The organism is Photobacterium sp. DNB23_23_1 (assembly GCF_052873815.1).
The window spans coordinates 1-16,088 of the sequence record NZ_JBNNXT010000066.1; the positions used below are offsets into that span (position 1 = coordinate 1).

Sequence of the window (16,088 nt, forward strand, 5' to 3'; positions counted from 1 at the left end):
CTGTCTCCATTTGAATGAAAACAAAATCATACGTTTCGGGAAAGCTTAATTGAATGTGGGGTTTATGACGCGCTTACAATCGTATGGTGAGCACAGGGACTACAACAATCATCATATTCATTAAGAAAAACGTGCTACGACAGAACACCTGTCGAAACATTAGAGGACGGGAAATTCTGGGCTGAAAAGAACTTAGCCCAGATAAATCTAACAGGCTCACCGAGTCGAAAACTGGGAAACTGTCAGATTAAGTCTGAAAGAGTACAAATTATCTCATTTGCACAAGCGTTTCTAGATAGTCTTGGCTATGCAGTTCGTCATCAATTGAATCTATGCTAAGAATAAAGCGTAAATATTTAATAGACTGCTTAGTCAGGTCATCTAATTCCCATTCTTGACACTCAAGGAAAGCGCTATATGGCTTACCTAGACCGCTTTTATACTTATAGCCGTTACCTGTTTCAAATTCAGATTCAAATGTAAATCTAGTAGCGTTGACATTTTTACTTTTTGAGTACTCGATGGCTTCCCAAATTTTTTCATTAAGTGTCCACGCGCTGTTCTTATCTCCATTCGTATCTGTTCTTGAATCAACATCGTGTAGTATCCAGTGAGATATCTTGAAGTGTGTGAGGACTTTCTGGAAAAATGGTATATTGTTTTTTGTGCCACAATTTACAACATGGATAGACTCGTCAGCTAACCCCGCAGAAATCATCCTTGTCATAATAGCTCGTATTGCTACAGCTTCGGTATCCCCTTCAACTAGGACGACCTTATCGTTAAAAAACGCTTCACACACGTGGGGGTTAAAGTAGTTAAGCATCTTCATGCAATCTCTTTCATCAGATGTAAATAAGTCATGGGAAACTTGATGTAATTCATTGACTTTATTTTCATTTATACAGGCTCTGACCAAAGTGGTGTGAGGTTTAGAGAGGTCTACCATTATAGGGGCATGTGTAGCCGCTAAAATTTGGAACTCAGAGTCATTACCTAATGCATAAATCAGATCTCTGATACAGCGGATAGCTTCAGGATGAAGGTATAGTTCAGGTTCTTCTATAAGAAGAATTCTGGACTTTACTTCTCTTTTGCTTTGGTCGTTGCCAATTTCAGTATCAAAGTCAAAGTTATGCGCTTTTCTCTGCTTAGCTGTCTTTTTTATTTCTTCTAGCTGCTTTGCCAAACCCCTAAGTGCGCTAACGATGAACTGTCTTCTTACTCCGTGACCATGAGTCATAAAGTCCATTGCTGGTTTACCATCTTGCTCAATGCTGACTACGGTGCTTTTTTTGAATAGCTCAGAGATGTTTGTATTCCCCTCACTCCCTAACAAGAACTTCAACGAAGGAAAGACCTCTGATAGCGCTAAGTTTAGATTTTTCTGTATTTGCTTCGAGTATTTACTTTCTGTTATTTCTTTCTCAAGTTTTTCAACAGCTTCTATAGCATTCAAGTAAACAGACTCGCTTGATAGAGCTTTTAATATGGTTTCTTGAACGAGGCTTTGGAGAAGAGCCAATATTTCTTCAGGAGCGGTACTACCTCTAATCCAAACAGGTGTCGGACAGGCGTTTTGCAATAAGGTATCCATACCGCCAGCACCACCAGCACTCCAGCCTTTTAATGGATCTTTGGTCTCCTTGGCTCCGGCTGCGTCTTCAGACAGCCATTTTTTCCTGACTTTTGCGACCCCATTATTATCCCATAATTTTGCTAGAGCTTTATGCTCTCTATCGGAATCTGTTTCAGCTTGTACCCATGCCTCAATTTCAATTGGCTTAGAGATGTCTTTCTCATGGAAATCATTTAGCTTTGCTTTTCTATTAGCAGTCACCAGCATGTCGTAAGCTTCAAGGATCGTAGACTTTCCTGCATTGTTTTCGCCACAGATAAAAATGATATTATTGCTATCAAACTCAACTTCGACGCCGTCACCCTCAGTACCTATGCCAATTCCGCGAAAGTTCTTTATTTTTAGTTTTTTAAGTCTCACAAGCACCTCAATCAATATCAAATAAATGGCATATTAAAGTTAAATTCGATGCAATAATGCACTAACACATCACAAAACCAGTAAAATGTATGATAAGGCAGTTTAGTTGTAAGAAATTTTGCGCAGGTTTGGTCTTTTGTTATCGTCTTCTACGCCATCTCAATTATTATGAATAATTACTTATTTGTTAATTTTGTCCAACTTCGAGATACGATACCTACAGGTCACCTTGGTCGATACAGTCATGCTAACCAGCGGATGTGCACGAACGACCAAGCCTTGGTCATCGCAGTAATTGGTGCCTCAACATCTTGCTAATCTGCTGAATACCTCCAGAACCTCTCAGCATTATATCGATTGGTCTCTCCCCATTTAGCTTCCTATTGCAGCAAGTTATCCACTCATAACGTAGCGGATGGTTTGGATACGACAGCCGTAACATGACATGTATCTGTAGTATTAACATGGCTGTCGATTTATCATCAGCAATTATGCCAAACAGAGATGATTGCTGTGTTTCACCAAGCCCCCAGTGACTAAACAGCTTTGCAATCATTTTTTGTGTGTCTGTCATTTGCGGTCGCCTCTACTATACGTTTACCTCACAAATTCACCACGGTGCGCCTAGTGTTAGCAAGTGTTCAGCGATGCGCCTTGCTCTTGCTGGCTCTTCCGCCAAATATGCTAGTGGAGACATGCCATTAAACGGAGCATTGTGGTTAGTTTTGACCATAAATCCATCTTGATTAGCAGAGTTATTAAACGCCATTAGCAATGCTTCTCGAATGTATTCAATTGCTGCCTGATCAGCTCCTGATGAAATAGACTGAACCTGCTGCTCCGATGCGCCCCATGCTACTAATTGCTCTTCTGTACCCACGGTCTACACTCCTCAAATTTAGCTATATAGGAAAATTAGCCCTAAACTGGTTCGGATTTTCCTATATAGGAAAGTTTCAGACTCTCTACTAGTTTCCTTTCTGGTGGTTGCCATGCTCATTTATGGTAAAGAGTCGAATTAACTATCATAAATCATTAAAACCTAGTCATTTGTATACGCAAGTAGCAGTTCATTCCACAATGCCACGAAGGATACCGCCTTGAAAATGCCTACTACATAATCATTGGCTGGTATGTCATACCTTCTATCAACTACGTTATTGTCAACTAGCCGCTATAACTCTCGGGTAATGACCTATATGTGAGGGGCATCTAGAACAGTTGGAGTGTAGGGGAAAGTATTCACTTCCCCTAGTGATTATCGTCTAATTTGGATGTTGCTTTGTCTTTGAATGTTCCTTGGCGTTTTTCCTTTTGGCACACATGGAACGGTAAACGGTTCGTTAATGTTCCCAGAGGCAGGCAGTGGGATATTGTTGCCATCTTGATCTTTTTTGTATCGTGCAACCCGTCGAACGCTGACTTTATTGCCTGAAACAGAAAGACCTAAGTGCATGTTCCAGCCTTTGAATATGGCGGAAAGTTTGCACAACAGCGCATAGGATGTTGATTCATGTACTAGTGACTGTAGGTAGTTACGTACTTGGTACTCAACGTCCTCCTCGGACTCTAGACCAATCGATGAGATCACTCTGGTCAGATAGGTCTCTGGAGTTAGTGGCAGCTTTTTCATCGGTAGCTCGATCAACTTCTTTTTTATTAGATAATGCGCAAACGCATAAATAGCTTCTGATGCTTGGCTTTCTAATTTGTGTCGCTTTACCACCTCACTGACAAAAGCAACAGAGAGTGCTAGTTCAACGTTTTGCTCTACAAAGGTAAGTATTTGTGCTGGTGCGTATGACGTACCTTGTGTGCCGCGAAATGCAAATGGATTTTTGGTCGATTCGAACGCCTTGGCTAGCATGGCAACCCGTGATAATACCGACGGACTAACTTCAACCCCCGCCATTTCGAGTACTTGAGAACGAGTTCTATTGTTGCCTACATCAATGTGCGCAAATGACAGATCATCTGTAACGCCATAGGTGACTGGAGCAATGAATCCTGATTGAGATTCGCATGACGCCTCTAGGCGATGGTGCCCATTAAGGATCTCTCCTTCACTAGATATGATGATAGGTTCTCCAGTTAGACACCATTTGCTTTCCTTCATAGCCTCAGCATAACTCTTTACTCTGGCTTTACTAATTTTCCGGTTTTTATGCTCTGGATTAATCGCCCCTCTTCTAGAGTATTGAAGCATATCGCGAGCAAGCTCAGGAGTAATGTATAGGTCAATATGTCGAAGATCTGTTTTTACTTCCCGAACTCCAGAGTAATACTTCGACTTTTCTTTGAATATCTTCGAAACCATTTCAGACGACAGAATAGAGCTAGAATCACCAATGAAGCGTCGCGAGCTGGCAAGGTAGGTGGTTAGGTTCTCGTTTTCACCAAAACGATCAAACAGCGTGTCGATAATTGATGCCTCAACATCTTCATCTGAGATCTCATTTTGTTTGTTTTTGGTGTAGTTAGCTGTCATAAGGTAATCCTCACAATGACGTGTGGCAATATAGTGCTCAATAGCAAAAATTGGTTTAATAACGAACCCTAATTATTGATCCGACGTGCTTGTCGGATCAAGTTTTGTTTTTGTTTTAGAGTGTGCTTGTCAGGTAAACGGATCAAAGCATTTGAATCATATAGAGAATAAAATTAGTGGAGTGTTGGTTGCCAATGAAGGGCGAACACACAAGACGCTCATAACCACTATGCCTATGGTTGAAGTAATAAACTTTTTTTCTACAAAAAGGTTATTGCCGAGTCTTAATTGGGTTTCTGATGTTGCAGTGAACGCAAAAAACCTAGAAAGAGTGCAAGATATCCAAGTAGAGCTTGAAGCAGTTGTTAGCAACAATGCGGTAGGTTTGCCGTTAGTGCTGACGTTCGCCGTTGTTGGTAAACCACGTATCGAAAAGAGGGGCCATCAACGCTCAGACTTGTACTATATCCCTGCTAGTACTTGTATCGTAGGTAACCCATTAGGGTTGGTTGCCATTTGTAGGTTACTAGGGCAAAAAACATTTCTATTCAGTTCTCGGCTCAGCGTTAAAGAAGCTAACCAGAGGAGCGAGCTGCGACAGCGATTCGCGATGGAGACTGTAGAGGTTCGAGTTGTGTTTGATGACGAAAGTGGTATCGATGAACTGCAAGTCGTTGAATTATTTAAACAGAACCGTGTTTTTGATGCTCCTCTTAATCTTCCTCACATCAATGAAAGTGAAGTTTTTCTGCCGGAGGATCAATTTCCACTAAAACTTCAGGTTGAACAGCTAATTCAACAGGCCAGCCTTGACTCCTACGGTGGTGTGAATTTCGACTCTAGGCATGTAAAAACCTCGGATACTTACATCACAACTCAGTACATTTTGTTCAAGCTACTCGTTGGCGCAGTTGCTGGTATTGGTACTCAGGAGTACAGCAAAATGTCTAAGGATGTGACACTACCAAGTGGACAGCAGCTTTCTTTGGCTCTTTCAGAAGATTGTGTAAGCCAAATCGCTATGTTTTTGAGTGCATGGCTTAAGGCACAGAAAACCGCGTTCGTAGTTGATCGATCTGGCTATCATCTGTCACCGCAGATTTGGCAGGCTATTGGCTTGACGTTTCATCATATCAACCAAGGTGTTGTTTCAAGTGATGATTTGGTTGCCGCAGGCAACGCACTAGGTCAACTCGATTACAGTAAATCAGCCAAACACTGGAATGAATGCCCTGTCATGGAGTTAGATGCAAAGGGGCGTATTTACAAAAATGCAGCCAATTCAACTAGACTTTTTCGAGCTGGGTTATGTGAATACTTTGTCGGGATTGTTTATGGTGCGCTTAGAGCTATTTGAAAAGCTGAGAAGGTCATGGGTCTTGAGTAAAATACTGCCGCTAAAGCATCTCTAGCGGCGTTTATCAGCTTACTGAAATGAATGATCGAGCATAAGCATGAAAACCTGCAAATTTACGTCGTGTACACGGAATCGTCCTGTTCTAGACAATTCTGTATCGATGCCATTCACAACCATGTGAACGGTATCAATCACAGCAGGAGTTTCACTGTAATGTTCCAGATAGAACGGGTTAAGATCTTTTGAACTTGCTATCTTGGTTTTAGCGACAGTGTGAGGGTCGCATTGGATGTTAGACAAAGACATTGACTTTATGACGTGATCATACTTAACACTAAACACATCAAGTAATTTCTTCAAATCAAGATCAACTGGCCTCAAACCACTATCTGAACCAAATAACGTTCTTATCATTTCAAACGGGTACTTCATGCTACGTGGTGGGTTTATCACGTATAGAGCATGTTTAGTATCAAACCTAACACCGAACTTCACCTTGATGTAAGAAACAGTTTCTATTTCTGATACCTCACCATCGGGAAGTTCAAATTCTTGCTTACGTATTGTTCGCTCAATGAACTGCGCTACAAAGTCAGTTTCATTCTTAACTACTTCAAAGCCAAAACCTTTCTCGTCAGAGTATCGTTTTTGAAGTATCCGTTCTTCTATGTCTTCCCTAGATATGGGGAGATCCGTATCATAAAGTTTAACCTTGAGCATCAACCAGCCTCCTGCTTGTCCACATCAAGTTCTTCTTCTGCACTATCTACATCGGGATATCTTTCACGTAGTTGCTCAATTATGAAGTCATTGACTAAGAATATTTTTTCTTCCAACTTAATTATGATTTGATCGAATTCAGATTGTTCTAGCTTTTCCTTTGTCCCATTGGTCATTTCCTTATGCAGAACCTTGAACTTGATGTTCTTTGCTAAGTACTTTTCATCAAATCCAAGTTCAAAAACGATCATTGGATTGTTGGTAAGAAAGGTAGCTTTTGACTTCCAACGGATGCTGCTTCGATAGAAACCATCTTTACAAAGTTCAGTAATCTGTTTTGTATTAACAAGAGACTGTCCATCATACGCAGCATTGTCGATGTTGAATGTTAGGTTTTCACCATCGTCTTGTTGCGTTTCTTCATCGATATCATCTTCTAGTTCATCAGCACTTTCTGATTCATCTTCATCTACGATCACTTCATCTTCTGTTTGACCATATACGTCGCCTTCAACCTTTATACGACTAACACGAACTTTTTCTAAGCCTGCGTATTCGAAACCAGAGGTGTTATAGATACCGTCAAAGTCATAAAGGTGCTGCGCAAAGACATTACGAAGATCTGCATCTAAAACCGCAGACATATCGATTTCATTTACAACTATTTCGGAACTAACATCAGCTTTATATGTATCAATGATTTCTTCTAAGATACCTTCAATCCGCTTTGTGTATGAATACCTGACAGAAGTGTAGTCTTGATGAGCAATGAACCAAATATCACCACCATACAGTTTCTTTTGTTGGAACTTTCCACGCTTGAAGTCAAATTCTGTATAAGCGATCTTCACGTGATACATCGATATTGATCCACAGTGTTCAATATCTTCGCTACCTAACATTTTGGGACGCCCTGCGATCACCTTATCCATGACGTCTGATAGCTTTTCTATATCAAACCCTTCATAGATACGCTTAACGGAGTACAGTTCTTGGCTTGTTTCAGACGCTAACTTATCTTGGATATCCCTAATATGTTCATAGGAAAACGGTAGATCTGAAATACGTTCGATTAAACGATCCCTTTCCATTTCTTTTGGAAGTATCAGACCACGTTTAAAAGCTAATTTTCGAAGCGCCGTTTCAGACATCTTCTGTTTGTTAGAGTGCAAAGCTGTAAAGATGTCGCTTTCGTTTGAGAATAAAGTTGCTTGATACTTGTTCATGCTAACGACACCTATTCTGAGTAGTTGCAAATACGCCCAACTTGCTTACTAGCAACTTGGTACGGGAAGATTGAAAGAGTTTGATTTACAAACGGTAATGACTTCACTTTTTCCGTAACTAGTTTAAGTTGTGCTTCTGTAAATGAATACAACAATGCATACGACTTGATAGCTTCTTCTAAGTGATCCCCCGAAGCTGAAGAAAACGGTGTAATGATGAAAATACGATCAAATTGATGCAGTAACTGGTAGTTAAAAATATATTCCAGAACAAAAATGAAGTGTTCTTCGGTATCAACCTCTTCCTGCCAAAAGATGTTTAAGATCTTCTTAGTCAGACGTTCGCCTTCTTCAGTATCGGCACGTACAAAGTCATGTTCATACGAGTAAAACAGCATACCTGACGTAATCATCTCTAGCGTTGCAGGCAAACTTTTATCTTTTGCAACGAATTTATTGTGCTTGTCTGGATAGAAAAATGAGCACTGATCATAATCTGGCACTTTCTCCCAAAGCAGATCTGTTTGCTGATTGGCTCGTCCATTAATGCATCTACGTTTATCAATATTTTCACTCACATCTAGCAAGAACCTGATCAATCGGGGTGAAAAAATTGCCATCAACGATTTATCAGGTAGGCCAAACCTTGCTTTTTCTACATTTGGTATACGATCAAAAAGCTCTGCATCATATTCATTGTCGTGATTGTAGATAAACAGCATCCCATGAACGTTGAAATCACTTGTTTTATCCTTCAAGTACATTCCTTTCCATTTACCACTGCGTTTAGCACATTCGACTTGTTGACCTAAACTTTTGACATCAGCCAAAATGCCTTTGCTATGTTTACTTTCAATTGTTCCTTTCGCATATGATTTCAAATCAGTCTGAACGTACTGAACAACGTTGGTATAAGGATCAACATATGAAAAAACTACATCTGTTGGATGTGTTTTCTTGGGGTCATCGCTTGCTAGTTGCTTATCAGACAAATGAGAACGCATACAGCAATCCCAGTTCAAATCTGTCTTTTCATTCATGTCCCATTTTAGTTCATAGAAAACACGACTTGAGATAATACCTGCTATTTCATCGATGTTCTTAGTTTCTGCCACTGAGTCGACCTATAGTTCCTTGCTAGTAATCGAGATATTTTATCTCTGGATTTCCATAGCAACAATGATGCACTACGTAAAAATGCATAAAAGGTAATCTTTTGAGTTAGTTGTTAGAATGAGTAGTGGTTTAGCGGAGCGAGGTCGCCTCCTTGCTTTATCTACAGAAATCTCTCATCTCTTTATCGATTACTGGTTGGATAAACAGTATAATAAGAAAGTGTTCTTAAGGTTTGTTTTGTGCAATTAGCTTTGATGCATTATTTGACTTCAGACATCTATTTTTGTGTACGTTGGTGGGATTAAATGCAAAGGAAAATCATACATATAGACCTCGACTGTTACTATGCGGCTATTGAAGCAAGGGACAATCCCGAACTACGAAACATTCCTATGGCTATTGGTGGTAAGAATGGTCGCGGAGTGATATCTACATGTAATTATGAAGCGAGGGCATTTGGTGTTCGTTCCGCTATGCCAACAGCAAAGGCACTACAACTTTGCCCCAATCTAACAGTTGTTTCCGGTAACATGGAGAAATATCGTCAGGTTTCGAAGCAAATTCATGAGATATTTGGCCGTTATACATCAGTTATTGAGCCTCTTTCTCTTGATGAGGCTTATTTAGATGTCTCTGACACACAACTTTTTATGGGTTCCGCGACATTAATCGCAGAAGACATTCGACAAGCGATTGAACGTGAATTAAAAATTACTGCGTCAGCAGGAGTATCGCCTCTAAAGTTTGTATCAAAGGTTGCCTCTGATGTTAACAAACCCAACGGTATATGCGTTGTTACACCTAATGAAATTCAGAGTTTCATTGATGATTTAGATCTTGGCAAAATCAATGGTGTAGGGAAGGTTACATTAGAGAAGCTAAACAACTTGGGTTTGTTCAAAGGTAAGGATGTCAAAGAGCTTGATAAGAGCACCTTGATCGGCCACTTTGGGAAATTTGGTAATACTCTTTGGGAGCGCTGTAATGGTATCGATGATAGACCTGTAGTTGTTGAGAGGGTGCGTAAATCTGTTGGTGTTGAAAGAACTTTTCTGAATGATATTTATACAATTGATGAGTGTATAGAGGCAATTTGTAACTTGTACTCGGAACTAGAAGGGAGGTTGCAAAAGGTACTTGTAGACAAAAAGATCTCTCGTTTAGGTGTCAAACTGAAGTTTTCTGATTTCCAACAGACAACTGTTGAGCACAAACACAATGAGTTGGGAAAAGATTTTTTTGTCAGTTTGTGTGAGGAGGCTTTATCAAGATCCAAGGGGCGGGGGATTAGGTTGGTCGGTCTGAGTGTAGGCGTTGAACCAATCGAGCATGTTCAACAGATGAGTCTACCCTTGTAATTTCGTAAGTGAGGAATCAACAGAAAGCCAGTATGTTGAGGAATTTATACTGAATTTTTTGTAAGGGCTTTTTGTAAGTGATTTTTATGGGTGAAAATCCAATATTTTCAATAGTACTCACTCACTCACACACTCAAGGCTACATTTTTTACCCGTTAGTTTCACATCGCGGCGGTCGAGATGCGAGACAATCCTGAGTTGCGTGATATTCCTATTGCGATCGGTGGGCGATCCGAGCAACGAGGGGTGATCAGCACTTGTAATTATCTGGCGCGCAAGTACGGTGTTCGCTCGGCGATGCCGACCGGAAAGGCCATGCAGCTCTGCCCGCACCTGACGTTGGTATCTGGCCGGATGGCGGTCTATAAGGAAGTATCGATTCAGATCCGCGAAATCTTCCAGCGTTATACCGATAAAATAGAACCGCTATCCCTCGATGAAGCCTACCTTGATGTGACCGACTGCGAGCTGTGCCATGGCTCCGCAACCTTGATTGCCGAAGATATCCGCCGCACCATCCGTGAGGAGCTGAACCTGACGGCATCAGCCGGGATTGCGCCGGTTAAGTTCATTGCCAAGATAGCCTCGGATCTCAATAAGCCCGATGGTCAGTATGTTGTGACACCCGATCAGATCCCCGAGTTTGTCGCTGACTTGAAGCTTGAGAAAATCCCCGGTGTCGGCAAGGTCACCATCCAAAAGCTACATGATAAAGGTTTGTATGTCGGCAAAGATGTGCAGCAATACGACAGGCATTTGCTGCTGCAGCAGTTCGGCAAATTCGGCCAGTCGCTATGGTCCCGTGCCCATGGGATTGATGAGCGGGAAGTGGTGGTGGAGCGCGAACGTAAATCCGTCGGGGTAGAGCGAACCTTCACCCAAAATATCAGTAGTTATGAGCAATGCTGGGAAGTGATAGAGCGGTTGTTTCCTGAATTGGAAAAGCGCCTCAAACGGGTCCGGCCTGAACTCAATATTGCCAAGCAGGGCGTAAAGGTGAAGTTTGCGGACTTTCAGCAAACCACGGTTGAGCATACCCAGCCTAAGTTGGACAAGGCTCAGTTTGTTGGGCTGTTGAAAGAGGCTTTGACCCGCCAGCAGGACAGGGAGATCCGCTTGATTGGGATCAGTGTTGGGTTGGAGATTGGTACTCGGGCGCAACAGCTGTCGTTGTTTTAAAAGCGAGCCCACAGGAGCTCGCTTTTCGTATCAGTCACTTAAGCCGTGAATATTATGCTTTTACCGGAATGTTCTTCAGGATCGCAACCATTTGCTCCCAGAATAGGGCAACGGTGTCGATCTGAACTTTCTCGTCCGGTGAGTGCGGGAACTTGATAGTTGGACCGAAAGAAATCATATCCATGTTCGGGTAGGGCTTCTTGAACAGACCACACTCAAGACCTGCGTGGATCACCATGATGTTTGGTACGCGGCCATAGATGCCTTCGTACGTTTTACGAAACAGGTGCATGACTTCAGAATCTGCATCAGGCTTCCAGCCAGGGTAAGTACCGGAGAACTCACAACTTGCGCCAGCAAGAGCTGCGACAGCTTTCAGCATACCTTCAACATTGCTACGGCCAGAGTCGATCAGCGAGCGGATCAGGCACAGTACCGTGATTTTATCAGCTTCAGTCGTGATCACACCGACGTTCAGTGACGTTTCAACCACACCTTGGATATCATCGCTCATGCGGATCACACTGTTAGGGCAAGCGTTCAGCATGTTGATGAAACGCTGTTGGTCAGCGGTTGCAAGTACATCAGCAGGAAGATCTGCCGCTTCGGTAAAGAGGTTGATGCCGGTTTCGACACGGCCAAGTTCAGCGGTCAGTAGCTCTTGGTAGTAAGCGAACAACTGATTAAGCTTGTTAACATTTTCTGCGGGTAGAGCAACAACAGCGCTTGCTTCTCGTGGGATAGCATTACGTAGGCTGCCACCAGTAAGAGAAGTTAGGCGCAAGCCTAGCTCTTCGGCGTGACCAAATAGGAAGCGGCCAAGGATTTTGTTGGCATTACCACGGCCGGTGTGGATATCACAGCCTGAGTGACCGCCTTTAAGGCCTTTAACTATTAGTTTTACTGCTTGGTAATCAGCAGGTGTCTCATCGCGCTGGATATCAACAACAAGGGAGCCGTCAACACCGCCGGCGCAGCCCATGTAGACTTCGCCTTCTTGCTCTGAGTCGGTGTTTAGCAGGATATCGCCTTCCAGCCAACCTTCTTCAAGACCGAAGGCACCCGTCATACCGGCTTCTTCATCAATGGTCAGCAGGACTTCTAACGGACCATGCTCGATATCTTTTGATGCCAGTACCGCAAGGCAAGCCGCCATGCCCATACCGTTATCGGCACCCAAGGTTGTGCCTTTGGCCGTCACCCACTCACCATCAATATATGGCTGAATAGGATCTGTTGTGAAGTCGTGGTCAGTATCTTCGTTCTTCTGCGGCACCATATCAATGTGAGCTTGAAGAACAACACCTTTGCGGTCTTCCATGCCCGGTGTCGCCGGCTTTTTGATGAAGACATTACCCACAGCATCACGGCGCACTTCAAGGCCTTCAGCTTCAGCAAACTGGATAATGTGCTGGGCTAGGGCTTCTTCATGCTTAGAAGGGTGTGGGATTGAGCAGATTTGGTCGAAGAATTGCCACACAGGCTGTGGTGACAGTTGACTGATTTCAGACACAGCAGTCTCCTTTATAAACTTTTAGTTATTGTCGATAAATTGGTTATAAATTAACTATATTGCAAAGTTATTCAGAACAATTAACTATCGCAGTTAACCTCAAGGATACCACTGTGCCCTAAACGGTAACAGCTAAATCCCTCCTTTGCTGCTATTGCGATGCGTCCACCTGAATAAGGTATGTTGTATCCATGTTGTTGTTTAATAGGTGGAGGGTTACACGTTGGTCTCTAAATGGTGAGGCCGCGAACCCTTATTATGTAATTTAATTACAGAAAGCGTTGTTCTATCACTCAATATGGGCAAAAGTGTGACGCAGTTAAAGAAAATGCTTGAAAGTTTATTACGGCGAGGTTATAGTTAGCTCATCTTCTGAACGAAGACGAACGATAGAAAATTTTGCTCTAGGATGAGCCCGAGATATCGCCTCCAAGGAACCGAGTTGAAGTCAGGTCAAGATGGCCTAACACACAAAACGTGTGTACTTATTACTTAATAGTCAAGGTGATAAAATGAAAGTATTTGAATCTGTTAATAAATTTTGGAACAGCCGCGCTGTATACACTGGCAACTTTAAATACCCAAGCTCGTTCGGTTATTAATTCTGTGGTTTGTCTGGTTTTACATGGCCGGGCAGATCTATGTGGTCAATTTTTTTGTTCACCCCCTTTGTTTAAGAATATCTTAAAACCGCACTTCGGTTTGTAGTTACATTCTGACGCCACTTCAAGTTGAAGTGGCGTTTTTTTATTCCTTCGTTTCATCTACCACTGCCTCCCTATCATACCAATACGTGTTTTATATCACCTTATCTCATACCTTTTGGGTGTATTCGATTACATACAGTGGTAGCCGCTAAATAAAGAACTCTTTCGCTTCATATTAACGATTGCGCATAGGTGAAAAATAGTAATTGAATGAAATGTAACCATGCTGTTAATTGATTAAGTTGTTGTTTTTAAGTGCTTTTATTTTTAGTCGTTTTTTATGGTTGGTTTTTTATTCGGTTGCCTGTATTCATTGATGATAAATACGTTATTTACTGGAAATTGATAATAATCGAGCATATAATCGCCCCCTAAAATAGAGACGCAATCGTTTACTATTTCTTTAATGTTCATGATGTGTGGAATCCGGGATACGGGCTCGGCAGATCCTATAAATCAATATCAATTGCTAATATCTCCAAGGAATCGAGAGCAATGCTTGAGAAACTTTTTAAACTCAAAGAGCACGGTACTGATGTTCGTACTGAGCTGCTAGCGGGTCTGACTACCTTTTTGACGATGGCTTACATCATTTTTGTAAACCCATCTATGCTGTCGGCAACAGGTATGGACCAAGGTGCCGTTTTTGTTGCGACCTGTCTTGCTGCTGTTGTTGGCTGTTTTATCATGGGATTTGTCGCTAACTATCCGGTTGCACAGGCTCCAGGTATGGGGCTAAATGCCTTCTTCACTTACGGTGTTGTGTTGGGTATGGGCCATACTTGGCAGGTTGCTCTGGCAGCCGTTTTCTTGTCGGGCCTGTGCTTTATTGCCTTGAGTGTGCTGCGGGTTCGGGAGTGGATCATTAACTCGATCCCTCATGCCTTACGGATCGGGATTTCGGCGGGTATTGGTTTGTTCTTGGCCTTTATCGCACTGCAAAGTTCTGGCATCGTTGTTGATAACCCTGCAACTCTTGTACAGGTGGGTGATTTCACAAGCTTCCCGGCAGCAATGGCTTCACTGGGCTTCTTCCTGACGATTGCGCTGGTGCACCGTGGTTACAAAGCGGCGGTATTGATTGCGATTTTGGCCGTAACGGCTATCAGCGTACTGGTGGGCGAAGTGACCTATGCTGGTATCATGTCAGCGCCACCTAGCATTGCTCCGACCTTTATGCAGATGGACTTCTCTGGCGCACTAGAAGTGGGCTTGATTTCAGTTGTTTTTGCGTTCCTATTCGTCGACCTGTTTGATACTGCAGGCACCTTGGTCGGTGTCGCGACGAAAGCTGATTTGATTGATAAGGATGGCAAGCTACCGCGTCTTAACCGTGCGTTATTGGCCGACAGTACGGCAACGTCTGTTGGTGCTGTTCTGGGTACCTCAAACACCACGTCTTACGTCGAAAGTGTATCAGGTGTGGCCGTGGGCGGCCGTACGGGTCTGACTGCTGTGACGGTAGGCGTATTATTCTTGTTGGCATTGTTCTTTGCACCGCTAGCAGGTATGGTTCCTGCCTATGCGACAGCAGGTGCGTTGTTCTACGTAGCCATCTTGATGATGTCTGGCTTGGTTAGCGTTGACTGGCGTGACTTAACAGAAGCAGCACCAGTAGTTGTAGTTTGCCTACTGATGCCGTTAACATACTCCATCGCGGAAGGTATTGGCCTTGGCTTTATCACCTACGCTGCCGTCAAAACGATGAGTGGCAAAGGTCGTGATGTAAATATTAGCGTTTGGGTTATCGCAGCCCTATTTGTTGCTAAAATTATTTTTCTATAACAGTAAATAAATACATACAGCAGTTTATCTGCTGACTCAGAGGTTCATCGGATATGAGTAATAAGTTCATCATCACTTGGGACAACATGCAAATGTATACCCGCCAGCTAGCAGAGAAACTACTTCCTGCCGATCAGTGGAAAGGTATCATTGCCGTTAGCCGTGGTGGTTTGGTTCCATCTGCAATCTTGGCGCGTGAACTTGGTATTCGTTATGTTGATACAGTATGTATCTCAAGCTACGACCACGATCACCAACGTGAGATGACGGTACTGAAACAAGCTGAAGGTGATGGTGAAGGCTTCATCGTTATCGATGATCTGGTGGACACTGGCGGTACAGCGGAAATGATCCGTAAGATGTACCCGAAAGCAAAATTCGTGACCGTATGTGCGAAGCCTGCAGGCCAACACTTGGTTGATGACTACGTGGTAGACATCCCGCAGGAAACGTGGATCGAGCAGCCATGGGACATGGCCGTGACTTACGTTGATCCAATTGCGAAAAAATAATATCGCTTGAGTGAGTAAACTTGAGTAAGTAAAAAGGAGCCTATGGCTCCTTCAGATTGCTGACGAACCCCACTTTTTAAGTGGGGTTCTTTTTTAGAGAGCGGCCGTAGGCCGCGATCGCGATTTTT

At 42.8% G+C, this 16,088-nt stretch carries 12 protein-coding genes and 1 pseudogene; 6 read left to right on the forward strand and 7 right to left on the reverse strand.

Features of this window, described 5'->3' with window-relative positions; all coding sequences use genetic code 11:
- Window positions 1–100 precede the first annotated feature (100 nt).
- Window positions 101–204, forward strand: a pseudogene (locus ACVA53_RS24040) (IS481 family transposase); the annotation flags it as partial.
- Window positions 205–268: 64 nt separating this feature from the next.
- Here the strand turns inward: ACVA53_RS24040 and ACVA53_RS24045 are convergent.
- The 3 genes from ACVA53_RS24045 to ACVA53_RS24055 form a co-directional block, all read right to left on the reverse strand.
- On the reverse strand, window positions 269–1,999 hold the full coding sequence (locus ACVA53_RS24045; protein ID WP_446506518.1) for an ATP-dependent nuclease: 1,731 nt from the start codon (window positions 1,997–1,999) through the stop codon (window positions 269–271).
- A gap of 610 nt (window positions 2,000–2,609) precedes the next feature.
- Window positions 2,610–2,879, reverse strand: a complete 270-nt coding sequence (locus tag ACVA53_RS24050) for a hypothetical protein (protein ID WP_446506519.1) — start codon at window positions 2,877–2,879, stop codon at window positions 2,610–2,612.
- A gap of 378 nt (window positions 2,880–3,257) precedes the next feature.
- Window positions 3,258–4,487, reverse strand: coding sequence for a chromosome partitioning protein ParB (locus ACVA53_RS24055; protein ID WP_446506520.1), 1,230 nt, complete (start codon window positions 4,485–4,487; stop codon window positions 3,258–3,260).
- Window positions 4,488–4,716: 229 nt separating this feature from the next.
- Between ACVA53_RS24055 and ACVA53_RS24060 the strand changes: the two genes are divergently transcribed.
- Complete coding sequence (locus ACVA53_RS24060; protein ID WP_446506525.1) at window positions 4,717–5,844, forward strand: hypothetical protein; 1,128 nt, start codon at window positions 4,717–4,719, stop codon at window positions 5,842–5,844.
- Window positions 5,845–5,913: 69 nt separating this feature from the next.
- On the opposite strand, the gene ACVA53_RS24065 is transcribed toward ACVA53_RS24060, so the two are convergent.
- The 3 genes from ACVA53_RS24065 to ACVA53_RS24075 are packed head-to-tail and all read right to left on the reverse strand — an operon-like array spanning window position 5,914 to window position 8,905.
- Window positions 5,914–6,564, reverse strand: a complete 651-nt coding sequence (locus tag ACVA53_RS24065) for a hypothetical protein (RefSeq protein WP_446506521.1) — start codon at window positions 6,562–6,564, stop codon at window positions 5,914–5,916.
- Window positions 6,564–7,790: a hypothetical protein gene (locus ACVA53_RS24070; protein ID WP_446506522.1), complete on the reverse strand. Its 1,227-nt coding sequence runs from the start codon at window positions 7,788–7,790 to the stop codon at window positions 6,564–6,566. Before ACVA53_RS24070 ends, ACVA53_RS24065 begins: the two co-directional genes overlap by 1 nt.
- 11 nt (window positions 7,791–7,801) lie before the next feature.
- Entirely contained in the window at window positions 7,802–8,905 is a 1,104-nt protein-coding gene (locus tag ACVA53_RS24075; protein WP_446506523.1) for a hypothetical protein, read from the reverse strand.
- 306 nt (window positions 8,906–9,211) lie between these two features.
- Between ACVA53_RS24075 and dinB (ACVA53_RS24080) the strand changes: the two genes are divergently transcribed.
- A complete protein-coding gene (gene dinB, locus ACVA53_RS24080) occupies window positions 9,212–10,264 on the forward strand; it encodes a DNA polymerase IV (RefSeq protein WP_446506524.1) in 1,053 nt (350 codons plus the stop codon).
- A 165-nt stretch (window positions 10,265–10,429) separates the two neighbouring features.
- Window positions 10,430–11,443 carry a DNA polymerase IV gene (dinB, locus tag ACVA53_RS24085; RefSeq protein ID WP_446506526.1) on the forward strand — a complete coding sequence of 338 codons (1,014 nt, stop codon included), beginning with the start codon at window positions 10,430–10,432 and terminating at the stop codon, window positions 11,441–11,443.
- A gap of 52 nt (window positions 11,444–11,495) precedes the next feature.
- Here the strand turns inward: dinB (ACVA53_RS24085) and ACVA53_RS24090 are convergent, their stop codons facing one another.
- The gene (locus ACVA53_RS24090) at window positions 11,496–12,956 is read right to left on the reverse strand and encodes an aminoacyl-histidine dipeptidase (RefSeq protein WP_255040701.1); all 1,461 of its coding nucleotides are present in this window, start codon (window positions 12,954–12,956) and stop codon (window positions 11,496–11,498) included.
- Window positions 12,957–14,158: 1,202 nt separating this feature from the next.
- Here ACVA53_RS24090 and ACVA53_RS24095 point away from each other — a divergent pair.
- Together ACVA53_RS24095 and gpt are read left to right on the forward strand one after the other, a co-directional pair.
- Entirely contained in the window at window positions 14,159–15,448 is a 1,290-nt protein-coding gene (locus ACVA53_RS24095) for an NCS2 family permease (protein ID WP_255040702.1), read from the forward strand.
- A 53-nt stretch (window positions 15,449–15,501) separates the two neighbouring features.
- Entirely contained in the window at window positions 15,502–15,960 is a 459-nt protein-coding gene (gpt, locus tag ACVA53_RS24100) for a xanthine phosphoribosyltransferase (protein WP_255040703.1), read from the forward strand.
- Window positions 15,961–16,088 lie beyond the last annotated feature (128 nt).